Here is an 18602-nt window from a genome sequence, read left to right on the forward strand (position 1 = left end):
ACCGTGCGCGCGGCACGACGCGCGACATGGCGCGCTGAGACAACGATGTCGCGCTGGCGCCCGCCCGCGGAGAAATCCACCGCCCTGGTCACCGCCGAAGGCCATGCGCGGCTGAAGGCCGAACTCGACGACCTGTGGCGCGTCCGCCGCCCTGACGTGGTGCGCGCGCTGGCCGCGGCCGCGGCCGAAGGCGACCGTTCGGAAAACGCCGAGTACACCTACCGCAAGAAGCAGCTGGGCGAAATCGACCGCCGCGTGCGCTACCTGTCCAGGCGCCTGCAGGATCTGCGCGTGGTCGACACCCGGCCAAGCGATCCCGACGCGATCTACTTCGGCGCGCTGCTCGAGGTCGAGGACGTCGCCAGCGGCGACTGCGCGCGCTACCGCATCGTCGGCCCCGACGAGACCGACGCGGCGCTCGGCTGGATCAGCATCGACTCGCCGCTGGCCAGGGCGCTCCTGAAGAAGCGCGTGGATGACGAGGTCGACGTGGAACTGCCCGGCGGAAAGCGCCGCTTCGCCGTGGTCGCGGTCGACTATCCCGCCGACTGAGCCACCGGCGGCAGCGGCCCGCGGTCTCCCGCGGCGCGCCGGCGGCGCCCCAGGCGCAGGAACGGCTGCTCGATCACCAGGTAGCTGGCCACCGAGACCACGACCACGACCGCCAGCACCGTCGCCGCGGCGGCCGGGCTGCCCACCGGAAACGGCAGCCAGCCCAGGTTCTCCAGCACGATCGCGTGCCAGAGGTAGCCGCTGAAGCTGACCACGCCGAACACCCGCAGCGGCAGCCAGCCGAAGCCGGCCTGCAGCCATGCCGGGGCCTGCAGCAGGGCCAGCATGAACCCACCCCAGATCAGCCCGTACAGCGTGTACGACTGGTGCCAGTGGTTGACCGCCACCGGCGCCCCGCGCAGCAGGCTCCACAGGCTGGGCGTCATCGCGATCGCCAGGGCGAAGAGCGCGCACGCGACGACGGCGGCCGGGCCACGCAGGCCTGCCTGCCATCCGGGCCGGCGCGACAGGTGGTGGTGGGCGACGGCCACCCACGAGCCGACCAGGAAGATCGCGATATAGGTCCGCAGCTGGAAGACGTGGAACTCCGGGGCCAGCCACTCGCGCGCGGCGATCGCCGCCGCGGCCAGCACGGTCGCGGCCCAGAAGCTGCGCCGCGCCACGTGGATCCAGGCCAGCACCAGCAGCGGCAGCACCAGGTAGTACTTGAATTCGACCGCGATCGACCAGGTGAGCCAGAACGCGCGCTGCAGCGTGAGGTGGTCCCAGACCTCGCGCGCCGACATCGGCGGCATCTGGTGCTGCAGCGGCAGCAGCCAGCAGGCGAGCAGGAACACGGTGTACAGCGGATAGATCCGCAGCACGCGGCGCCAGGCGTAGCGCCACCATTCGCCCGCGTCCAGGCGTCCCAGCGCATCCAGGTGCAGGAACTGGTGCATGAGCAGGAAGGCGCTGAGCACGAAGAACAGCCAGACGCCGGTCTTGCCGGTGCCGGACATGTCCACGCCCGGGACGAGGTGCAGGCCCATGTTGCTGCCGTGGCTCGCCACCACCAGCAGCAGCGCGAGCCCGCGCAGGCCATCCAGCGCCGCCATGTGGGTACCGACGCTGGGGAATGTGCGGGTGAGCATGCCCAGCGGGCTAGCCAAGGGGCTCCCCGGCGTACTCGACCTCACCGTAGAGGTCGTGCTCGTCGCTGCCCATGATCCGCACGTCGACGAACTCGCCGGCGCGCAGGCCGGCCTCGCGGCCGTCCTGCACCTGCACCAGGCCGTCGATCTCCGGTGCGTCGGCCATCGAGCGCGCGATCGCGAGGTCGCCGTCGATGGCATCGACGATGCAGCGCTGCACCGTGCCCACCTTCGCTTCCAGCCGCTGCGCGGAGATCTCCGCCTGGCGCTCCATGAAGCGCGCGAGGCGCTCCTGCTTGACCGCTTCCGGCACCGGGTCCGGCAGCAGGTTGGCCGCGGCGCCGGTGACCGGCGAGTAGGCGAAGGCGCCGACGCGGTCGAGCTGGGCGGCGTCGAGGAACTCCAGCAGCGCCTCGAACTCGGCCTCGGTCTCGCCGGGGAAGCCGACGATGAAGGTCGAGCGCACGGTCAGCTCCGGGCAGGCCGCGCGCCAGGACTGCACGCGCTCCAACGTGCGCTCCACGGCGCCCGGACGCTTCATCAGCTTGAGGATGCGCGGGCTGGCGTGCTGGAAGGGGATGTCGAGGTAGGGCAGCAGGCGCGGGGTGCCGTCGGCCTTGTGCTGGGTCATCAGCTCGATGATGGTGTCCACGTGCGGGTACGGATACACGTAGTGCAGGCGCACCCAGGCGTCGAGTTCCGACAGTCCTTCGCACAGCGCCTTCATGCGCGTCTGGTACGCGCGGCCGCGCCAGGTGCGTTCGGCGTAGCGCAGGTCGACGCCATAGGCCGAGGTGTCCTGCGACACCACCAGCAGCTCGCGCACGCCGCCATGCACCAGGCGCTCGGCTTCGCGCAGCACCTCGTCCACCGGGCGCGACACCAGGTCGCCGCGCATCGAGGGGATGATGCAGAAGCTGCAGCGGTGGTTGCAGCCCTCGGAAATCTTCAGGTAGGCGTAGTGCTTGGGGGTGAGCTTGATGCCGGCGGCATAGTCCTCGCCGCCGAGCACGCGCGGGGCCGGCATCAGGTCGACGAAGGGATCGTGGCGCGGCGGCAGCGCGGCGTGCACCGCCTGCATCACGCTGCCGTAGTCCTGCGGCCCGCTGATCGACAGCACGCCGGGATGCGCCTCGCGGATCAGCTCCGCGCGCTTGCCCAGGCAGCCGGTCACGATGACCTTGCCGTTCTCCGCCATGGCCTCGCCGATCGCATCCAGAGATTCGGCCACCGCGGAGTCGATGAAGCCGCAGGTGTTGACCACCACCACGTCGGCGTCGTCATAGCTGGCCGACAGGTCGTAGCCCTCGACCCGCAGCTGGGTGAGGATGCGCTCGGAGTCGACCAGGGCCTTCGGGCAGCCGAGGCTGACGAAGCCCACGCGGGGGGCGGTCGGGGTGGCGGTGTCGTTCATGCGCTGCGGCGGCTCGGCGGTGTGGACCGCCGGTGGGGCGGGTTTGCGGGGGATGCGTGAGGGCGTGGCCGCGAGGGGCCGGCGGCGATTATACCGGCGGGCTAGAATCCGCCGGAGGCCGGACCCCACGGCCGGGCCTGGAGGCGACGATGGGCGCACGGGTGAAGCTGCAGGTCCCCGGAATCGGCGAGGTCGGCGGCTGGCTGGCGCGGCCCGAGGGCCCGCCGCAGGGCGGCGTGGTCGTCCTGCAGGAGATCTTCGGGGTCAACGCACACATGCGCGCGGTCACCGACCGCTATGCGCGCGAGGGCCTGCTGGCCCTGGCCCCCGCCCTGTTCGATCCGGTGGAGCGCGACGCCGAGCTCACCTACGACGAAGCCGGCTTCGAGGGCGGGCGCGCCCTGGCCGCCGCCCTGGGCTTCGACCGCGCGGTGGCCGTGGCGGGGGCGGCGGCCTCGACGCTGTCCATGCTGCTGGCGCCCCCTGGGGGCCGCCCGGCGCCCGCGACCAGGGTCCAGGCCAGCCCCGAGCCCGGTGAAGCGGCCGACCGGCGCGTGGCCGCCGTGGGCTTCTGCTGGGGCGGCAGCGTGGCGTTCCTGGCCAATACCCGCCTCGGCCTGCCCGCGGTCAGCTACTACGGCGCGCGCACCCTGCCCGTCCTGGACGAACCGCTGCGCGCGCCGATGCTGTTCCACTTCGGCGCCCGCGACCACAGCATTCCGCCGGCGGACATCGAGGCCCACCGTCGCGCGCATCCGCAGGCGGAGCTGCATGTCTACGATGCCGGCCACGGCTTCAACCGCGACGTCGACCCGCGCCACCACGATCCGGCATCGGCCCGCCTCGCCCACGTCCGCACCCTCGACTTCCTGCAGCGGGCCTTCCGGCCCGGCGCAGGCCATTGACCGGGAGACCCCCATGCCCAGGCGCAAGCAGCAGCCATCCGAACCGCACGCGATGCATCCCCAGCTCGCCGCCGACAGCCATCCGGTCGCGACCCTGGCGCTGTGCGACCTGCAGCTGATGGACGACGACAACTATCCGTGGCTGGTGCTGGTGCCGCGCGTGCCCGGCGCGCGTGAGCTCACCGACCTCGACCCCGCCCAGCGCGCCACGCTGATGGAGGAGATCGCGCGCTGCGAGCAGTTGCTGCTCGACGTGGTCCAGCCGCACAAGCTCAACGTCGCCGCGCTCGGGAACCTGGTGCCGCAGCTGCACGTGCACGTGATCGCGCGCTTCGAACACGATCCGGCCTGGCCGGCACCGGTCTGGGGCCGCGTGGCCGCGCGGCCCTATGCGCCCGAGGCCCTGGTGGCGCGGGTGCGCGAGCTGCAGGCGGCGCTCCTGCAGGACTGAGGCTCAGGTGCGCGGCAGGGTGACGCCGGTCTGCCCCTGGTACTTGCCGCCGCGGTCGCGGTAGGAGGTCTCGCAGACATCGTCGGCGTCCGACTGGAAGAACAGCATCTGCGCCACGCCTTCGTTGGCGTAGATGCGCGCCGGCAGCGGCGTGGTGTTGCTGAACTCCAGGGTCACGTGGCCTTCCCACTCCGGCTCGAGCGGGGTCACGTTGACGATGATCCCGCAGCGCGCATAGGTGCTCTTGCCCAGGCAGACCACCAGGGTGTCGCGCGGGATGCGGAAGTACTCGACTGTGCGCGCCAGCGCGAACGAGTTCGGCGGGATGATGCACTCGTCGGCCTCGATGTCCACGAAGCTCTTCGGGTCGAAGTGCTTCGGGTCGACGATCGTCGAGTTGATGTTGGTGAAGATCTTGAACTCGCGCGAGCAGCGCACGTCGTAGCCGTAGCTCGAGGTGCCGTAGCTGACGATGCGCTCGCCGCCGCTGCCGCCCTTGTCGGAGAACTTGACCTGGCCGGGCTCGAAGGGCTCGATCATGCCCTGCTCCTCGACCATGCGGCGGATCCAGCGGTCGGACTTGATGCTCATGCGGCTCCCGGGTGCGGCGCCCCGGCGGCGGCGCGCGCCCCGGGGCAGGACCGGCGATTGTAGGGAATGGTGGCCGGCGCGGCACCCCGGGCCGGGACGCGCCCTGCTACAGCAGCGAGGCGGAGATCGCCGCGGGCGCGCGCGGACGCTTCGCAAGCTCCGCGGCGACGTTGGCGGCCAGCTGCCGGTAGGCCGCGGCCGCGGGGGAATCCGGCGCCGCCAGGACCACCGGCGTGCCGGCATCGCCCTGCTCGCGGATGCTGCGCTCCAGCGGCAGCGAGCCCAGCAGTGGCACGCCGTACTGTTCGGCCATGCGCGCGCCGCCGCCCTCGCCGAAGACGTGCTCGGCGTGGCCGCACTGCGTACAGACGTGCACGGCCATGTTCTCCACCAGGCCCAGCACCGCGACCTCGACCTTCTCGAACATCTTCAGGCCCTTGCGCGCGTCCAGCGTGGCCACGTCCTGGGGCGTGGTGACGATGATCGCGCCGGCGACCGGGATCTTCTGCGCCAGCGTCAGCTGGATGTCGCCGGTGCCCGGCGGCAGGTCGACGATGAGGTAGTCCAGGCCCTCCTCGCCGCCCCACAGCGTGTCGTTGAGCAGCTGGGTGAGCGCCGAGGTGGCCATTGGACCGCGCCAGATCATCGGCGTGTCCTGCTCCACCAGCAGCCCGATCGACATCGCCTCGATGCCGTGCGCGCGCATCGGCAGGATCGACTTGTTGTCCGGGCTTTCCGGGCGGCCCGACAGGCCGAGCATGGTCGGGATGCTGGGGCCGTAGACGTCGGCATCGAGGATGCCCACGCGCGTGCCATCGGCCGCGAGCGCGAGCGCCAGGTTGACCGCGGTGGTCGACTTGCCGACGCCGCCCTTGCCGGATCCCACGGCGATGATGTTGCGGATCCGCGGCAGGGGCTTGAGGCTCGCCTGCACGGCATGGGCGGGGATGCGGGGGGCTCCCCTGGCGGACGGGTTACTGGTGGACAACACGGCACTCCGGCGTCGACATCGGGCCTGCAAGCTTGCGCCAAAGCCGCGATCGCTGCGAGCGGCGCGTTGTGCCGCCGTTGTTCTTTTCCGCCGCGGCAGCGCGTATAAGGGCGGAGCGCCGAGGGCGCGGACCCTACGACCCTATTGGAGTGACCGATGCGCAAGACCTTCCTTTGCGGTGCCCTGCTCGCCGTTGCCATCCTGGCCACTTCCGGCGCCAGCGCACAGGCGAACGGCGCCACCGGGCGCTGGAAGACCATCGACGACCAGACCGGCAAGGCGAAGTCGATCGTCGAGATCACCCAGGCCGCGAACGGCACGCTTACGGGCCGCATCGTCGAACTGCTCGATCCGAGCCGGCCGAACCCGACCTGCGACAAGTGCAAGGACGACCGCAAGGACAAGCCGATCACCGGGATGGAGATCATCCGCGGCATGAAGGTCGATGGCGCGGCCTGGTCCGGCGGCACCATCCTCAAGCCCGACGAGGGCAAGGTGTACAAGTCGAAGATGGAGCTGGTGGAGAACGGCGCGAAGCTCAAGGTGTCCGGCTGCGTCGCCTTCATCTGCAAGTCGCAGCTGTGGGAACGCCAACCCGCCGCGCGACAGGCTCCGTAACGGAATCGTCACCCCACTTTAACAACGGCTTCCCGGGTGATAGGGTCGGGGTTCGGGCGCGCTGGGGTAGCGCGTCCGGATCGCAACAGATCACCACCAGGGGAGTCAGCATGTCCAACCGCACCACTTACAGGCGCAGCCGCCTGAGCGCGGCCTTGTTCGCCGCCATCGCACTGCCTGCCACCGGAATCGCATTCGCGCAGGATGCTGACCAGGAGGCGCCCGCCAACGAGGCCGCCGCCGAATCCGCAACCGACCTCGACCGCGTCACGGTCACCGGTTCGCGTATCTCGCGCGCCGGTTTCGTGACCCCGTCACCGGTCACCGCGATCACCGCCGAAGAGATCCGCACCACCGGCGCGGTGAACATCGGCGACCTGATGACCAAGCTGCCTGCGCTGTCGCCCAACTACACCCTGGGCAACTCGACGCGCTTCATCGGCACCGCGGGCCTTGGCCTGCTCGACCTGCGCGGAATGGGCACGGCGCGGACCCTGGTCCTCGTCAACGGCCGCCGCCACGTCGGCTCCAGCCCGGGCTCGACCGCGGTCGACGTCAACACGATCCCCACCGAATGGATCGAGCGCGTGGAAGTGATCACCGGCGGCGCGTCGGCGGTCTACGGTGCGGACGCCGTCGCAGGCGTGGTGAACTTCATCCTCAAGCGGTCCTTCGACGGCTTCGAGCTGCGCGGCCAGACCGGCCAGGCCTCCGAGGGCGGCTTCGACCGCTCGTTCCTGAGCTTCTCCGGCGGCAGCGACTTCGCCGAAGGCCGCGGCTCGGCGGCGTTCTCGCTTGAATACAGCAAGCAGGACCGCTTCGGCCGCGGCGACCGGAGCATCGGCCGCGAGTACCGCGTCTCGGTGCCCAACCCGAACTTCGATCCGTCGCAGCCGCCCAGCCCGAGCAACCCGCAGACCGTGATTTCGGGCCCGGGTGGCAACCACGCCATTTCCTACGGCGGCACCTTCACGATCGGCAGCTTCAACCCGGCCAATCCGGCGACCTGGGCCAACCGCTACATCTTCGACACCGACGGCAGCTTCCGCCGGAACCGCTACGACGGCACCGTCGTCAGCGCCAGCTCCTGCGTCGACTGCGACTTCGCCGACCTCAATGCCGTGGCCGACCTGCAGCCGGCATTCGACCGCTTCAGCTTCAACACGGCGATCAACTTCGACATCAACGACAACCACCGACTGTTCTTCGAAGGCAAGTACAGCAAGACCGAATCGCAGTTCTTCGGCCAGCCGTCATTCGACCAGCCGATCCGCATCCGCCGCGACAACGCCTACATCTCGCCCGAACTGGGCGCGCTGATGGACGCGTCGGCGATCCCGACGCTCGACGGGCAGAAGATCCTGCAGGTGTCGCGCTTCAACGTCGACGCGGGCCGCCGCGGCGAGGACGTGGAGCGCCAGACCACGCGCGCGGTCATCGGCCTGGAAGGCTTCTTCGGCGAGAACTGGAGCTACGAGACCTCGGCCAACTACGGCCAGACCACCATCTCGCGCCTCAACGTCAACAACCGCATCAACGAGCGCTGGCACGCCGGCATGGACGCGGTTCGCGACCCGGCGACCGGCAACATCGTCTGCCGCACCACCCTCAACCCGAACGCGCTGAACCCGCATACCGGCACGGTCTACTCCACCTTCGCCCGCACCGGCTGCGTGCCCTTCAGCACCTTCGGCAACGGCGCGATCAGCCCCGAAGCCGCGGCGTGGTTCAACACGGACTCGCTCAACACCTCCAAGCTCGAGCAGCAGGTGCTGACCGCGTCGGTGTCCAACAGCGCGCTGTTCACGCTGCCGGCCGGTGACGTCGGCTTCGCCGGCGGCGTCGAGTACCGCAAGGAACGCAGCCAGGAGAACACCGATCCGCTGGCGGCCCTGGGCCTGACCTTCCTCAACGCCATCCCGAGCCGCGGCGGCGAGTACGACGTGACCGAGCTGTTCGCCGAGACCACGATCCCGGTGCTGGCCGACCTCCCGGGCGTCGAGCGCCTGGCGATCGACCTGGCCGGCCGCTACTCGGACTACAGCACCATCGGTTCGGCGGTGACCTGGAACGTGGGCCTCGACTGGACGATCATCCCGTCGCTGCGCTTCCGCGCCACCCACGCGCAGGCGGTCCGCGCGCCGAGCATCGGCGAGCTGTTCAACCCGCAGTCGCAGAACTTCGCGACCATCAACGACCCCTGCAACTACCTGACCACCAACTCCAACCGCCCGAACACGGCGCCTGACGTGGCACTGCGCCAGGCCAACTGCACGGCGCTGGGCATCCCGGTGGGCTGGGTCGACACCTACTCGGCGAACCGCCCCGGCGTGAGCGGCGGCAACCCGAACCTGGCCGAGGAAGAGGCGGAGTCGGTGTCGTTCGGCTTCGTCTGGCAGCCGGAGTTCGTCGAAGGCCTGGGCGTCTCGGTCGACTACTGGCGCATCACCCTGCACGACGCGATCGGCGCCGTCACCGCGCAGACCAACGCGACCCGCTGCGTGGACTCGCCCGGCGGCATCGACAACAAGTTCTGCAGCTTCATCACCCGCGCACCGGCCGGCGGCTACACCGATCCGCAGGGGCGGGACTTCCCGGCGTACAGCATCACCAACTGGATCGCGCTCAACGAGAACCTGGCCAAGTCCCGCCGCGTCGGCGTCGACCTCGAGGTCGACTACCGCTTCGAGGCGTTCGGCGGCAACAGCACGCTCCGCTTCGTCGGCACGCGCCTGATCCAGTCGCGCGAGTGGGCGTTCCAGGACTTCCCGGACGAGTTCCTCGAGTACGTGACCTACGTGCAGGATCCCCGCTGGCGCGCGCAGCTCAACGGCACCTACCGCCGTGGCAACTGGCGCGGGTCGTGGGACCTGAACTACGTGGACGGCAACCTCCGCGTGACCCCGGCGAGCTACAGCTCCAACCCGGGTTCCACGAGCCCGATCCGCAACGGTTCGTGGGTCTATCACAACATGCAGGTGGGCTACAAGTTCGCCGACAGCGGGCTTGACCTGTACCTGGGCGTCGACAACGTGTTCGACAAGGATCCGCCGCTGAACTACTTCGGCGCCGACATCCCGAGCGCGCTGTACGACAACATCGGTCGCTTCATCTACGTGGGCGCGACCTACAAGTTCTGATCACCCGCACCACGTCCACGGGAAGGCCCGGCGAAAGCCGGGCCTTCTTTGTTTGCGGCAGGCCTTCCCGGCTTCCGGCGCGCTCCGGGCGCCTTGCCGGCCCATGCGATAATCCCCGGCCTTCCGCACGCAGTCCTGCCATGCCCCGCCCCGCGCTCGTCACCAACGCCCTGCCCTATGCCAACGGTCCCCTGCACATCGGCCATCTGGTCGGCTACGTGCAGGCCGACATCTGGGTGCGCGCGCGGCGGATGGCCGGCGGCACCGTGCACTACGTCTGCGCCGACGACACCCACGGCACGCCGATCATGCTGGCCGCGGAAAAGGCCGGGACCACGCCGGAGGCCTTCGTCGCCGGCATCCAGGCCGGGCACGAGCGCGACTTCGCCGACTTCGGCGTCGCCTTCGACAACTACGACTCGACCCACTCCGCACGCAACCGGGCCCTGACCGAGGACATCTACCGCCGCCTCGAGGCCGCCGGACACGTCAGCCGGCGCTCGGTGGCCCAGCTCTACGACCCGGTCAAGGGCATGTTCCTGCCCGACCGCTACGTCAAGGGCAACTGCCCGCGCTGCGGCACCGCCGACCAGTACGGCGACAACTGCGAACACTGCGGCGCCACCTATTCCCCGACCGAGCTGCTGCAGCCGTATTCGGTGGTCAGCGGTGCGACGCCGGAGCTGCGCGAGAGCGAGCACTTCTTCTTCGAGCTGGCGCACTTCGAGGCCTTCCTGCGCGACTGGCTGGCCGGCGACGTGGCCGTGCCGGGGGTCAAGGCCAAGCTGCTCGAGTGGGTCGACGGCGAAGGCGGCCTGCGCGCCTGGGACATCTCGCGCGACGCGCCCTACTTCGGCTTCGAGATCCCGGGCCACCCCGGAAAGTACCTCTACGTCTGGATCGACGCGCCGATCGGCTACCTGGCGAGTTTCCAGGCGCTGTGCGAGCGCGAGGGCCTGGACTACGCCGCGTTCACCGCGCCGGGCAGCACGGCCGAGATGCACCACTTCATCGGCAAGGACATCGTCAACTTCCACGGCCTGTTCTGGCCGGCGGTGCTGCAGGGCAGCGGCCATCGCGTGCCGACGCGCCTGCACGTCAACGGCTACCTGACGGTCGACGGCGCCAAGATGTCGAAGTCGCGCGGCACCTTCGTGATGGCGCGGACCTGGCTCGAAGCGGGGCTTCCCGCCGAGGCGCTGCGCTACTACTTCGCGGCCAAGTCGGGCGGCGGCGTCGAGGACATCGACCTCAACCTCGCCGACTTCGTGGCGCGGGTGAACTCCGACATCGTCGGCAAGTTCGTCAACCTCGCCAGCCGCTGCGCCGGCTTCGTCGGCAAGCGCTTCGACGGCCTGCTGGCGGCCGAGCTGCCGGAGCCCGAAATGTACGCACGCTTCGTCGCCGCCCTGGCACCGGTCCGCGTGGCCTACGAGCGCAACGAGCCGGCCAGCGTGCTGCGCCAGGTGATGGCGCTGGCCGACGAGGCCAACCGCTACATCGACGAACGCAAGCCCTGGGTGATCGCGAAGCAGGACGGCGCCGAGGCCGAGCTGCAGGCGGTCTGCACCCAGGGGCTCAACCTGTTCCGCGTGCTGGCGGGTGCGCTGCGGCCGGTGCTGCCGGAGATGGCGACGCAGGTGGAAGCCTTCCTCGGCGCGCCGCTGGCGCAGTGGGAAGACCTCGACGCGCCGCTGCTCGCGCACCGCATCGCCAGCTACCAGCCGCTGTTCACCCGCATCGACCCGAGGCAGGTCACCGCCATGATCGACGCCAGCAGGGATGACCTGAAGCCCACCACGACCCCGGCGCAGGCGCCAGCGCCGGCGCCGGCCAGTGCGGCCCCGGCCGCTTCTGCGGGCAAGACCGGCACCGCTCCCGCTGCCGGTGGCGTCGCCACCATCGGCATCGACGACTTCGCCAGGCTCGACCTGCGCATCGGCCGGGTGCTCGCCTGCGAATTCGTGGACGGCTCCGACAAGCTGCTGCGCTTCGAACTCGACGCCGGCGAGCTCGGCACACGCCAGATCTTTTCCGGCATCCGCGCCAGCTACGGCGATCCGTCCGCGCTCGTCGGGCGCAGCGTCGTGTTCATCGCCAACCTCGCGCCGCGCAAGATGCGCTTCGGCCTGAGCGAAGGGATGATCCTGTCGGCGGGCTTCGACGGCGGCGCGCTCGCCCTGCTGGGCGCCGACGACGGCGCCGCGCCCGGGATGCCGGTGCGCTGAGCCCCGGATGGGCGCGCGCGACATCGACGCCCTGGTCGAACGCCTCGACCGCCTGCTGCCGCAGACCCAGTGCGGCCAGTGCGGCTACGCGGGCTGCCGTCCCTATGCCGAGGCGATGGCCGCCGGCGCGGCGCAGGTCGACCGCTGTCCGCCCGGCGGCGATGCCGGCGCCCGCGCGCTGGCGCGCCTGCTCGGCGCGCCGCCCCTGCCCTATGACCGCGCCCTGGGCGAGCACCGCCCGCCCGAGGTCGCGCTGGTGGTGGAAGCCGACTGCATCGGCTGCACCAAGTGCATCCAGGCCTGCCCGGTCGACGCCATCATCGGCGCCAGCAAGCGCATGCACGTGGTGCTGGAACCGCTGTGCACCGGGTGCAGGCTGTGCGTGCCAGCCTGCCCGGTGGACTGCATCGTGATGCTGCCGGCCGCGCCTCAGGGCGTGGCGCAGGCCGAGCACACGCGCTCGACCGCGTAGCCCTTCGCGCGCAGCTTCTCGACCACGCCGTCGTCGCCCAGCAGGTGCATGGCGCCGACGACGACCAGGGTGTCGTCCTCGCCGTCCTCGTGCAGGCGCGCCTCCAGCTTCGGCAGCCAGGCATCGTTGCGCTCGACGTTGATCGCGCGATAGAGCTCGGGGAAGTCGCGGCGCAGCTCGGCCACGGTGCCGGCGAGGATCGCCTCGACGTCGCCGGCGCGCCAGGCGGCGTGCAGCGCCAGGGTCTGGTCGGCGCCGGCTTCAGACTGGTCCAAGGCCTGCTCCAGCATCTGCAGTTGCTCCCCGTCGTCCATGCCGTCGAGGAAGGCGATCTGCTGTGCCCCGGTTTCCAGCCCGGTCGCCGGCTTCTGCGCCTGGTGCGCCAGCCCGCCCATGTGCGCGTCGAGGCCAAGCGCGGGGTCGAAGCCGATGCCCATCATCTGGCTGATGGTCACCATCATGCCGACGAACCAGGGCTCGAAGCGCTGCAGCACCTCGACCGTCATGCCGGTGGCCGCCAGCTGCGCGGCGTTGTCCCGGCCCCAGCTGGCGAGCTTGGCGGCGAGCTCGGGGCCCAGCTGCTGGTCCAGCGTGCTGCCGTCGGTGCGCATCGCGGCCTGGGCCATCTGCAGGCCGAGCTGCGGCGAGGCCATTTCCTCGGGCGCCATCTCGAACACCAGCTTCTCCGCGTCGGCGAAGGCCATGTCGACGTCGCGCGACAGCGGATAGTCGCCAGGCAGCAGCAGGTGGAAGGACCCGAGCAGGTACAGCGAGTTGTCCGCGTCGGACACCTTCCACAGCAGCGGCACCGGCGGCGCCGTGGCGGCCGCGGGGAGCACCGGCGTCGTCGCGGGGGCGCTGCCGGCTGCGGACCGGGAGCCCGGGGCCTGCGGGCTGGCCAGTGCGGCGGCGGTGCAGAGCGCCACCGAAGCGGCGAGCGCGGCGGCGAGGACGGAAGACGGGGTGCGCGTGCGGGTGTCGGTCATGGGCTTCCTTTCAGTGGTCGACGGGCCGGCTGGCCACGCCGGGCGGATCAGGTGGCGGGCTTGGCGTAGGCGCGCTCGCCGGCGGTCACCGCCAGGTCCAGGCGGTTGTCCGGCGGTGGCAGCGGACAGGTGGCGAAGGCGGTGAACGCGCAGGGCGGGTTGTAGGCGCGGTTGAAGTTGAGCATCACCCGGCCCTGGGCGTCGGGCGCAGCGGTATCCAGGTAGCGACCGGCGCCGTAGCTGCCCTGGCCGCTGGTGCGGTCGGCGAGCACCAGGAACAGGCCGCCTTCGCTGCCTTCGAGCGCTTCCAGGCGGTAGTCGCGGCCGTCGCGCGTGAACTCGACCGCGCCGGGATTGGGCATCGCGTCCACGCCGCCGACGATGTTGGCGATTTCGATCGTGCGGCCCGCGGGGTGCGGCGTGAACCGGCCTTCCAGCACCCAGCCGGCGTCGATCGGCCAGTGTTCGATCGCGCCGAAGCCGGTGCGCGCCGGCGCGTCGGCGTGCTTCACCCGCAGGGCGTGACGCTCGCCGCGACGGATCAGCGACAGGCGCCCGCGCCCGTCGTCGAAGCGCAGCTCGGACGGCTCGTCGGCGCGGTCGTCGTGCAGTTCGATGCGGCCCTTCACCGGCTGCTCCCCGGCGCTGACCGCCACGCCGCGCTCCGGCGTGAAGTACACCCGGCCAGCTTCGCGCTGCACCAGGCCAAGCTTTTCCGGGCCCAGGGCCAACCGGATTCCGCTGGTCGCACTGCTGCCGACGTAGTGGGCGCGCAGCTCCAGCCAGTGGAGGCCGACCAGGCTGGTCCAGCCATCCTCGGCCAGCAGCCCGGCCCGCCGGGCCTGCCGCCACTCCGCTTCGGAGGCGGCGAAGGCGGCGCTGGCCTGCGGCGCTGCGCCGGCGGCGGCGGCGTCGGCGTTGGCGTTGGCGTCGGAGCCGGTATCGGACGTCTCGCCGCCGCAGGAAGCAAGGGAGGCCAGGGCCATGAGCAGGCCGGCCGCGGCGCAGGCCGCGCGCGGGATGGATCGGGTCATCAGCGTCCCCTCAGGAACCAGCGGTCGATATCGGCAAGCGGGATGCGCGTCCAGGTCGGACGGCCGTGGTTGCACTGCCCGGAGCGCTCGGTGGCCTCCATGTCGCGCAGCAGGGCGTTCATTTCGGCGATCGTCAGGCGGCGGTTGGCGCGCACCGCGCCGTGGCAGGCCATGGTCGAAAGCAGTTCGTCGCGGGCCGCGCGCACGCGCCGGCTTTCGCCGTGCTCGCGCAGGTCGGCGAGCACGTCGCGCAGCAGGGCTTCGGTGTCGCCCTGCGCGAGCAGCGCGGGCACGCCGCGCAGCAGCAGCGACTGCGGTCCGGTGCGGGTGACCTCGAAACCGAGTTCGGCCAGCGTCGCCGCCTCGCGCTCGGCGATGTCGGCCTCGCGCTCGCTGACCGCCACCGCCTGCGGCACCAGCAGCGGCTGCAGGCGCAGGCCGGCGCCGTCATGCGCGTTCTTCAGCCGCTCGTAGCCGATGCGCTCGTGCGCGGCGTGCATGTCGACCACGACCATGCCGTCGGCGGCCTCGGCCAGGATGAAGATGCCGTGCAGCTGGGCGACGGCGAAGCCGAGCGGCGGGATCCCGTCGTCGCCCGTCGCAGGCAGGGTCGCCCCGCCCGGCATCGCCGGCGACCACGCGGCGTCCGCCACGGCGTACCCGGCCGTGCCGCCGGCAAACCCGTCGACTCCGGCGCTTGACGTCCCGTCCGCGCCCGCTGCGGCCGGACCGTAGGGGCCGGAAATCCCTGCGCCATAGAGCATCGCCATCGCGTCGCGCGTGGCGTCGTCGCGCAGCGCTAGGCCCGGCTGGCCGGCGACCCGCGCGGCAAGTTCGCGGCCGACCTGCGCCTGCGTGCTGACCGCGGCCACCAGCGGCGCGTTGCCGGCGCGCGTCGCCGACAGCGCTTCGTGCAGCGCCCGGTAGACGAAGTCGTGGACCATGCGCGCGTCGCGGAAGCGCACCTCGTGCTTGGCCGGGTGCACGTTGACATCCACCCGCGCCGGGTCCAGCTCGAGGAACAGCACGTAGGCCGGCTGGCGGCCGTGGAACAGCACGTCGGCATAGGCCTGCTTCACCGAGTGCGCGACGCTGCGGTCGCGCACCGCGCGGCCGTTGACATAGAGATACTGCTGGTCGGCGCTGGCGCGCGAGTACGTGGGCTGCGCGATCCAGCCGTGCAGGCGCAGCGCTGGCGCGGCCTCGCGGCCGTCGTCGGCGGGACGCGACGTGGTGGCGTGCTGCACGCGCAGCGCCGACTGTGCGAACGCCTCGCCCAGGGTTTCCACCAGGCGCGTGGCGCCATCGTCGAAATCCAGCCGTTCCTCGCCGCCCCCGCGGTAGCGGCGCGACGGCTTGCCGTTGTGCGCGACGCGCAGCTCGACGTCGGGTCGCGCCAGCGCCAGCGAGCGCAGCCATTCCTCGATGTGCCCGAGCTCGGTGCGCTCGGCGCGCAGGAACTTGCGCCGCGCCGGCACGTTGTAGAACAGGTCGCGCACCTCGACCGTCGTGCCCTGCGGATGCGCGCTGGGCGTGACCTCGCCGACGCGGCCGCCGTCGACCTGCAGGGTCGCGCCATGTCCGGCGCCGGTGCGGCGCGAGCTGAGGGCGAAGCGGCTGACCGACGCGATCGACGGCAGCGCCTCGCCGCGGAAGCCGAGCGTGGCCACCACCTCGAGATCGTCGAGCGAGGCGATCTTGCTGGTGGCGTGGCGCGAGACCGCCAGCGGCAGTTCCTCGGGCGGGATGCCGAGCCCGTCGTCGCGGACGCGCACCAGGCGCACGCCGCCCTCCTCGAGGTCGATGTCGACGCGGCGGGCGCCGGCGTCGAGCGCGTTCTCGACCAGTTCCTTGACCACCGACGCAGGGCGTTCGATGACCTCGCCGGCGGCGATCTGGTTGACGAGGGTGTCGGGAAGCTGGCGGATGCTCAAGGAACTGCGGTCACCCGGCGGGTGCGCCGGGCCGGTATGGGCCAACCCCGATGATAAGCGAGGCGCGTGCCCTCAGCGGCTGCCGCCGCTGGCACCGGTGGACGATGCGCCGCCCGACCCCGCGCCCACCGCGAACAGCGTGCCCGGCGGCGGCTGGCTGGTGAAGTAGGTCTTGACGCCGTCGAGCACCGCGCGCGCGACGTTCGCCTGGAAGGTCGGGTCGATCAGCCGGCGTTCTTCTTCCGGATTCGACAGGAACGCGGTCTCGACCAGCATCGCCGGCATGTCCGACGTGCGCAGCACGGCGAAGTTCGCCCGCTCGATATGCGGCTTGTGGTTGTTCCCGATGCGCTTGAGCCCCGCCAGGATGTGGTTGCCGGCATCCTCGGAGGCCTTCATCTGGCCGCTCTGGGTCAGGTCCAGCAGGACGTTGGTCAGCGTGCTGTCCGAGGTCGCGACCTTGCCGCCACCGATCAGGTCGGCCGCGTTCTCCTTGTCGGCCAGCCAGCGCGCGCGCTGCGACGAGGCGCCCTTGAGCGACAGCACGTAGACCGAGGAACCCTTGGCGTTGCGGTTCTCGGCCGCGTCGGCGTGGATCGAGATGAACATGTCCGCGCCGGCTCCGCGCGCCAGCTGCGCGCGGCGGTTGAGCGGGATGAAGACGTCGGCGTCGCGGACCAGGTGCGCCTTGAGGCCGGGCGTGGCGTTGACCTGGCGCGCCAGCTCGCGGGCGATCGCCAGGGTGATGTCCTTTTCGCGCTTGCCGGTGGGGCCGACGGCGCCGGGATCCTGGCCGCCATGGCCGGCGTCGATGGCGATCACCAGGGGCCGCGCGCTGCGGGCGGCCGCCACCTGCGCGGCGCTGCTGCGCGGCGGCGGGGCGGGCTGCGCGGCGGGCTCGCGCTGGACGGGCGCGGGGACGCCGGTGGCAACGGTGGTCGGCACCGCCTGCCGCGGCGACGGGTCGCCCGATGGCTGCGGCCGCTGCGGCGATGCCGTGGACGTGGCCGCGGGCGCACTGGCGCCTGCGGCGGGAAGGCTTGCAATCAGGCGCGAGGTGGCATCGGCGGACGCCCGCGCGGCGGCCTCCGGCGTGGGGGCGGGCTCGACGGCTGCGGCGCTGGACTGGCTCGCGGCGGCGATGCGCGCGATCGGGTCGGCGGGAGCAGTACCGGCACCCGCCGCCGCGGCGCGGCCCGCGGGCGCGGCGGTCGCGCCGGCCGCCGCCGGACCATGGTCTCCCGGCCACTCCAGCACCAGGCGGACGCCATCGGCGCCCGACTCGAAGCGCGGCTTGAGCGCGACCACCGGCATGGCGAGGTCGAAGACGATGCGCGTGGTGCCCGGCGCAGGCTGGCCGGTGCGGACCGACGTGACCACGCCGGCGCCGGCTGGAGGCGAAACCCGCTGGGCCAGTCGGCTGCCGGGGAAATCGACCACGAGGCGATCGGGGCCGGAGAGCGGAATCAGCCTGTACTCGGCTTCGGCATCGAGCTTCAGCTCCGCGCGCGTGCCGGTCGGCCCGGCGCTGAGCCGCAACTCGTTGATTTCAGACGCCCTGGCCAGATTCCAGACGAGGGCGGCCAACAAGGCCGCACCGAGCAGGAGTTGCTGGAGGTGGATTCCCCGTACGCGCATGGGCTGAAGTGAAGCACCCCGCGACGATCTTTGCAACACGTTTTCCTTTAGGAATCCGTCACCTGCCGTCCATTCCTCTGGCTACGGTTCAGGAAGCCGCCGCAAACGACAGGCATCGTCGAATGCGGCCAGCCAGCGGCCGCCCGCATCGCCGTTGAAGGACAGTCGGCAGCCGCGACCGGTGCCGCTGACCTCCAGCTCGACCTGCAGGTCGGGGGCCGGCAGCGCGCCCAGGCCGCGGTCGGGCCATTCGACGAGCCACAGGCGGGCGTCGGCGTCGTCCAGGCCCAGGAATTCGAGTTCCCCCGCATCCCCGATGCGGTACAGGTCGAGGTGCAGCGCCTCCCCGCCGCCGGCCAGCGGATAGCGCTCGACCAGGGTGTAGGTGGGACTGCGCACCGGACCGGTCACGCCGAGGGCGCGCAGCCAGGCCCGCGCGAGCGTCGACTTGCCGGCGCCGAGATCGCCGTGCAGGTGCACGACGGCCATGGCGGGCTGGGTCGACGCGAGCGCGGCGCCCAGTGCGCCCGTCGCCTCCGCATCGACCAGGGACAGAT

15 protein-coding genes and 1 pseudogene are annotated in these 18602 nt (G+C 71.4%); 7 read left to right on the forward strand and 9 right to left on the reverse strand.

All coding sequences use genetic code 11. The features are described from left to right. The first annotated feature begins 45 nt into the window (after window positions 1–45). Entirely contained in the window at window positions 46–552 is a 507-nt protein-coding gene (greB, locus tag JG616_RS02365) for a transcription elongation factor GreB (RefSeq protein ID WP_199391559.1), read from the forward strand. Here greB and JG616_RS02370 read toward each other — a convergent pair. After that, on the reverse strand, window positions 537–1643 hold the full coding sequence (locus JG616_RS02370; RefSeq protein WP_199361520.1) for an acyltransferase family protein: 1107 nt from the start codon (window positions 1641–1643) through the stop codon (window positions 537–539). The genes greB and JG616_RS02370 overlap by 16 nt on opposite strands. A gap of 10 nt (window positions 1644–1653) precedes the next feature. Continuing rightward, window positions 1654–3057 carry a 30S ribosomal protein S12 methylthiotransferase RimO gene (rimO, locus tag JG616_RS02375; protein WP_199361519.1) on the reverse strand — a complete coding sequence of 468 codons (1404 nt, stop codon included), beginning with the start codon at window positions 3055–3057 and terminating at the stop codon, window positions 1654–1656. A 149-nt stretch (window positions 3058–3206) separates the two neighbouring features. Between rimO and JG616_RS02380 the strand changes: the two genes are divergently transcribed. Both JG616_RS02380 and JG616_RS02385 read left to right on the forward strand, forming a co-directional pair. Further along, window positions 3207–3962 carry a dienelactone hydrolase family protein gene (locus JG616_RS02380; RefSeq protein ID WP_199361518.1) on the forward strand — a complete coding sequence of 252 codons (756 nt, stop codon included), beginning with the start codon at window positions 3207–3209 and terminating at the stop codon, window positions 3960–3962. A gap of 13 nt (window positions 3963–3975) precedes the next feature. After that, window positions 3976–4413, forward strand: a complete 438-nt coding sequence (locus tag JG616_RS02385) for an HIT family protein (protein WP_199391560.1) — start codon at window positions 3976–3978, stop codon at window positions 4411–4413. A gap of 3 nt (window positions 4414–4416) precedes the next feature. On the opposite strand, the gene dcd is transcribed toward JG616_RS02385, so the two are convergent. Then, the gene (gene dcd / locus JG616_RS02390) at window positions 4417–5004 is read right to left on the reverse strand and encodes a dCTP deaminase (protein ID WP_199391561.1); all 588 of its coding nucleotides are present in this window, start codon (window positions 5002–5004) and stop codon (window positions 4417–4419) included. 106 nt (window positions 5005–5110) lie between these two features. After that, a complete protein-coding gene (apbC, locus tag JG616_RS02395) occupies window positions 5111–5992 on the reverse strand; it encodes an iron-sulfur cluster carrier protein ApbC (protein ID WP_199361515.1) in 882 nt (293 codons plus the stop codon). Between the two features lie 159 nt (window positions 5993–6151). Between apbC and JG616_RS02400 the strand changes: the two genes are divergently transcribed. The 4 genes from JG616_RS02400 (at window position 6152) to rnfB (ending at window position 12453) form a co-directional block, all read left to right on the forward strand. After that, a complete protein-coding gene (locus JG616_RS02400; RefSeq protein WP_199361514.1) occupies window positions 6152–6613 on the forward strand; it encodes a DUF2147 domain-containing protein in 462 nt (153 codons plus the stop codon). A gap of 110 nt (window positions 6614–6723) precedes the next feature. After that, on the forward strand, window positions 6724–9753 hold the full coding sequence (locus JG616_RS02405; protein WP_199391562.1) for a TonB-dependent receptor: 3030 nt from the start codon (window positions 6724–6726) through the stop codon (window positions 9751–9753). 140 nt (window positions 9754–9893) lie between these two features. Then, window positions 9894–11981: a methionine--tRNA ligase gene (metG, locus tag JG616_RS02410; protein ID WP_199391563.1), complete on the forward strand. Its 2088-nt coding sequence runs from the start codon at window positions 9894–9896 to the stop codon at window positions 11979–11981. A 7-nt stretch (window positions 11982–11988) separates the two neighbouring features. Then, the gene (gene rnfB / locus JG616_RS02415; protein WP_199361511.1) at window positions 11989–12453 is read left to right on the forward strand and encodes an Rnf electron transport complex subunit RnfB; all 465 of its coding nucleotides are present in this window, start codon (window positions 11989–11991) and stop codon (window positions 12451–12453) included. Here rnfB and JG616_RS02420 read toward each other — a convergent pair. From JG616_RS02420 to tsaE, 5 genes and pseudogenes are all read right to left on the reverse strand, one after another. Further along, complete coding sequence (locus JG616_RS02420) at window positions 12411–13439, reverse strand: TraB/GumN family protein (RefSeq protein WP_199391564.1); 1029 nt, start codon at window positions 13437–13439, stop codon at window positions 12411–12413. The genes rnfB and JG616_RS02420 overlap by 43 nt on opposite strands. A 47-nt stretch (window positions 13440–13486) precedes the next feature. Continuing rightward, window positions 13487–14473, reverse strand: coding sequence for a DUF1684 domain-containing protein (locus JG616_RS02425; RefSeq protein ID WP_234446604.1), 987 nt, complete (start codon window positions 14471–14473; stop codon window positions 13487–13489). Then, the gene (gene mutL, locus JG616_RS02430) at window positions 14473–16407 is read right to left on the reverse strand and encodes a DNA mismatch repair endonuclease MutL (protein WP_199391565.1); all 1935 of its coding nucleotides are present in this window, start codon (window positions 16405–16407) and stop codon (window positions 14473–14475) included. The genes JG616_RS02425 and mutL overlap by 1 nt, the downstream gene beginning before the upstream one ends. Window positions 16408–16479: 72 nt before the next feature. Continuing rightward, window positions 16480–18045: an N-acetylmuramoyl-L-alanine amidase gene (locus JG616_RS02435; protein ID WP_199391566.1), complete on the reverse strand. Its 1566-nt coding sequence runs from the start codon at window positions 18043–18045 to the stop codon at window positions 16480–16482. Window positions 18046–18207: 162 nt separating this feature from the next. Then, window positions 18208–18600 (reverse strand): annotated as a pseudogene (tsaE, locus tag JG616_RS02440) (tRNA (adenosine(37)-N6)-threonylcarbamoyltransferase complex ATPase subunit type 1 TsaE); the annotation flags it as partial. Between the last annotated feature and the right edge of the window lie 2 nt (window positions 18601–18602).

It is taken from the genome of Luteimonas sp. MC1895 (assembly GCF_016457215.1).
Lineage (GTDB): Bacteria > Pseudomonadota > Gammaproteobacteria > Xanthomonadales > Xanthomonadaceae > Luteimonas.

Bases quoted from the DNA above. Each gene is read 5' to 3' on its own strand.
- greB (WP_199391559.1), top strand. From the start codon at position 46: ATGTCGCGCTGGCGCCCGCCCGCGGAGAAATCCACCGCCCTGGTCACC.
- JG616_RS02370 (WP_199361520.1), bottom strand. From the start codon at position 1,643: ATGCTCACCCGCACATTCCCCAGCGTCGGTACCCACATGGCGGCGCTG.
- rimO (WP_199361519.1), bottom strand. From the start codon at position 3,057: ATGAACGACACCGCCACCCCGACCGCCCCCCGCGTGGGCTTCGTCAGC.
- JG616_RS02380 (WP_199361518.1), top strand. From the start codon at position 3,207: ATGGGCGCACGGGTGAAGCTGCAGGTCCCCGGAATCGGCGAGGTCGGC.
- JG616_RS02385 (WP_199391560.1), top strand. From the start codon at position 3,976: ATGCCCAGGCGCAAGCAGCAGCCATCCGAACCGCACGCGATGCATCCC.
- dcd (WP_199391561.1), bottom strand. From the start codon at position 5,004: ATGAGCATCAAGTCCGACCGCTGGATCCGCCGCATGGTCGAGGAGCAG.
- JG616_RS02400 (WP_199361514.1), top strand. From the start codon at position 6,152: ATGCGCAAGACCTTCCTTTGCGGTGCCCTGCTCGCCGTTGCCATCCTG.
- JG616_RS02405 (WP_199391562.1), top strand. From the start codon at position 6,724: ATGTCCAACCGCACCACTTACAGGCGCAGCCGCCTGAGCGCGGCCTTG.
- metG (WP_199391563.1), top strand. From the start codon at position 9,894: ATGCCCCGCCCCGCGCTCGTCACCAACGCCCTGCCCTATGCCAACGGT.
- rnfB (WP_199361511.1), top strand. From the start codon at position 11,989: ATGGGCGCGCGCGACATCGACGCCCTGGTCGAACGCCTCGACCGCCTG.
- JG616_RS02420 (WP_199391564.1), bottom strand. From the start codon at position 13,439: ATGACCGACACCCGCACGCGCACCCCGTCTTCCGTCCTCGCCGCCGCG.
- JG616_RS02425 (WP_234446604.1), bottom strand. From the start codon at position 14,473: ATGACCCGATCCATCCCGCGCGCGGCCTGCGCCGCGGCCGGCCTGCTC.
- JG616_RS02435 (WP_199391566.1), bottom strand. From the start codon at position 18,045: ATGCGCGTACGGGGAATCCACCTCCAGCAACTCCTGCTCGGTGCGGCC.